Annotated in this window: 3 protein-coding genes; 2 read left to right on the top strand and 1 reads right to left on the bottom strand. The window is 54.0% G+C overall.

What is annotated here, in order from left to right; translation table 11 throughout:
• Positions 1-152: 152 nt before the first annotated feature.
• Positions 153-1,736 carry a glutamine-hydrolyzing GMP synthase gene (guaA, locus tag Q8Q07_09130; GenBank protein ID MDP3880447.1) on the bottom strand — a complete coding sequence of 528 codons (1,584 nt, stop codon included), beginning with the start codon at positions 1,734-1,736 and terminating at the stop codon, positions 153-155.
• Between the two features lie 167 nt (positions 1,737-1,903).
• Here guaA and Q8Q07_09125 point away from each other — a divergent pair, with 167 nt between their 5' ends.
• Positions 1,904-2,554 carry an L-threonylcarbamoyladenylate synthase gene (locus Q8Q07_09125; protein MDP3880446.1) on the top strand — a complete coding sequence of 217 codons (651 nt, stop codon included), beginning with the start codon at positions 1,904-1,906 and terminating at the stop codon, positions 2,552-2,554.
• Positions 2,554-2,988 carry a ribose 5-phosphate isomerase B gene (rpiB, locus tag Q8Q07_09120; GenBank protein ID MDP3880445.1) on the top strand — a complete coding sequence of 145 codons (435 nt, stop codon included), beginning with the start codon at positions 2,554-2,556 and terminating at the stop codon, positions 2,986-2,988. The genes Q8Q07_09125 and rpiB overlap by 1 nt, the downstream gene beginning before the upstream one ends.
• The last annotated feature ends 233 nt before the right edge of the window (positions 2,989-3,221 follow it).

Here is a 3,221-nt window from a genome sequence, read left to right as displayed (position 1 = left end):
ATCCGGAACATCCGCCAGGACTCCTCTTTAGCTAAATCATTTATTTCATAGTCGTTAGGCATATTCCCCCCTTTTTAGAGGTAAAATTTAATTGTGCCTGTTCTCTTTACTCCGCCCCCGACGACCAGTATTTTAATCTTATTTTGAACCTATCACTCCCACTCTATCGTTGAGGGGGGTTTGGAGGTAATGTCATAGACGACGCGGTTGACCTGGGGGACTTCGTTGACGATGCGGTTGGAGATTCGTGCCAGCAGGTCATAGGGGAGGCGCGCCCAGTCAGCGGTCATAGCGTCTTCGCTGGTGACGGCACGGAGAGCCACCAGATAGCCATAGGTACGGTAATCGCCCATCACCCCCACGCTTTTAACGTCGGTGAGCACGGCAAAGGTCTGCCAGGTTTGCCGGTAGAACTGCGCCTTTTTAATCTCGTTCATGACAATGAAATCGGCCGAGCGCAGTATCTCCAGCTTCTCTTTGGTCACCTCGCCAATAATGCGAATCGCCAGCCCCGGACCGGGGAAGGGCTGCCGCCAGACCATTTCCTCCGGCAAGCCCAACTTCAGCCCCACCTGACGCACCTCATCCTTAAACAGATAGCGCAGCGGTTCAATCAGGCTGAGCCTCATCCTGGCGGGCAGTCCGCCAACGTTGTGATGGGTTTTTATCTTGGCGGAGGCAGTGCTCCCGGAAGCGGCACTCTCAATAACATCGGGGTAAAGGGTCCCCTGGGCCAGAAAATTAACCTCACCTATTTTGCCCGCCTCTTCTTCAAACACCTTGATAAATTCGTCACCGATAACCTTACGCTTCACCTCCGGGTCGGTAACCCCTTGTAATCGACCCAGGAACCTCTCGCTGGCATCGACGTAAATTATCGGCATACCCAGATTATCCCGGAAAACCCGGAATGTCCTCTCCACCTCTTCACGGCGCAGCAAGCCGTTATTAACGTAGATGCAGGTCAGCTGACTGCCAATCGCCTGGTAGATGAGGCTGGCAACCACCGCGGAATCAACCCCTCCCGAGAGGGCATTGATAACCTTGCCCTGGCCCACGACCTTCTTGATGCGGGAGATGCTCTCATCAATGAAGTTACCAATGGTCCAATTCCCCTGGCAGCCGCAGACCCGGTAGGCGAAGTTTCTCAAGATTGTCTTCCCCTGCGGGGTATGAGCGACCTCAGGATGAAACTGCAGACCGAATATTCCTGCACCATTACCCATGACGGCCACCGGCGAGTTCTCGGTAGCCGCCAGGGCAGTAAAACCAGGCGGCATTACCTCGATTCTATCACCGTGACTCATCCACACCGTGGGAGAGTCATCCAAACCAGCCAGGAGCGGCGAATCGGGAGCATTGACATGGAGAATGGCGTGACCATATTCCTGCTTGGCTGACGGCGCCACCACGCCACCCAACTGCTGGGTAATAACCTGCATCCCGTAGCAAATACCCAATACCGGTAGATGGCTTTCGTAAACATAAGACGGAGCGAGCGGGGCACCCGGCTGGTAAACGCTGGCCGGTCCGCCGGAGAGGATAAAACCCTTGGGCTTCAAAGGGGCGACCTTTTCCCAGGGGGTATCATAAGACACCATCTCGCAATATACCTGGCTTTCCCGTATCCGCCTGGCAATCAGCAGGCTATATTGCGAGCCAAAATCAATCACCACGATGGCTTCCCGCTCACCGGCAACCGCCTCCTTGACCGCCACCGGCTGCTCGCCACCCATCTCTTTAGCGATTTCCAGGTAGGTAGCAACTTCAATATCGTCGCTCGTGGCTAAACGGCGAACAGTATCGGGGCTCTGCTTGGTTCTATCATTATCCATTTATCAAAGATTACCACTGTGATATACTATCGTCAAGGGAATCTCCTGCTTAGTTAACCAGAGGACCGATGTTAAGCCAGCCTTCTTTAGCTCTGCAACAACAGATTGAGCGGGGTATTTCCCTGCTTAAGCAAGGCGGACTGGTGGCCTACCCGACGGATACCGTCTATGGCCTGGGGGCTGGCGCCAACCTGCCTCAAGCTGTGGCACGGGTCTACCGGGTAAAGGAACGCCCACAGAACATGGCACTCCCTCTGCTGGTGGCTGACATATCACGGATAACCGAGCTCGCCGCCTCAGTACCACCGCTCGCCTGGCTCTTAATCCATCGCTTCTTACCCGGCGCTCTCACTATCGTTTTGATTAAATCCAGTGCCGTCCCCGATACCATGACGGCTGGAAGCAGCACCATCGCCATCCGTATCCCTAAACACCCCGTTCCCATCGCCCTTATCCGGGGCTTAGGCATGCCGATTATCGGCACCAGCGCCAATATCAGCGGTCGTCCCAGCCCGCTGACTGCCGATGAGGTCTCTACTCAGCTGGGCGACCGGATAGATTTAGTGATTGATGGCGGACGCTGCCCAGGCGGCCAAGAATCGACTATCATCGACCTGACGGGACCAACGCCGGTACTGCTCCGTGAAGGGGCCATCTCCAGAGAAGAACTGGAGCAGGTCTGCGGTCCGCTTAAGCTCAGAGAGGGGGAAAATAAGTAATGCGCATTGCTATTGGCTGCGACCACCACGGGATAAATTTGAAAAAATCTATCATAGAGTGGCTTACCGGTGACGGACACAGCTGTAAAGACTTGGGGACTTATACTACCGACCCGGTAGATTACCCGGATATCGCCCAAAAAGTAGCTGAAGCGGTAGCCAGGGGCGATTTTGACCGGGGTATCCTCATCTGCGGCACCGGTATCGGTATGTGTATTGCTGCTAACAAGGTCAAGGGCATAAGAGCCGCCCAGTGTTTTGATACCTTCTGCGCCGTCCGTTCCCGACAGCATAACGATGCTAATATTCTTTGTCTAGGAGCAGAAGAACCGCAAACTCAGCTGCGTGAAATCGTTAGTACTTTTCTCACCTCTGAGTTCGAAGGCGGCAGGCACCAGCCCCGGGTGGATAAGATAAGAGCGATGGAAGGGTAAATCCCTATCCGAGAACGCCAGCAACGGCTGCAGAGATAAGTAATCATATTTGGGCTGTTGAGGAAATCGTGAGAATGACACAGCGAGGTACTTAAGGATTCATTCGGGTGTTGTAGGAGCGTCTTTGCCAAGTATGCTGTCTACAAGCGCTTCCGTGTCTGTCTTTGACTCCGATGGTGTGGTCTCGTAAGTCAATGGTCGTCCATTATTCTCAAGAAGTTCCTTAATCAACG

The organism is Dehalococcoidales bacterium, from assembly GCA_030698765.1.
GTDB lineage: Bacteria > Chloroflexota > Dehalococcoidia > Dehalococcoidales > UBA2162 > JAUYMF01.
Note: the sequence above shows the minus strand (reverse complement) of the source record. Positions and strands in the feature narration are given on the sequence as shown.

Bases quoted from the DNA above. Each gene is read 5' to 3' on its own strand.
- guaA (MDP3880447.1), bottom strand. From the start codon at position 1,736: ATGGGTGGCGAGCAGCCGGTGGCGGTCAAGGAGGCGGTTGCCGGTGAG.
- Q8Q07_09125 (MDP3880446.1), top strand. From the start codon at position 1,904: ATGTTAAGCCAGCCTTCTTTAGCTCTGCAACAACAGATTGAGCGGGGT.
- rpiB (MDP3880445.1), top strand. From the start codon at position 2,554: ATGCGCATTGCTATTGGCTGCGACCACCACGGGATAAATTTGAAAAAA.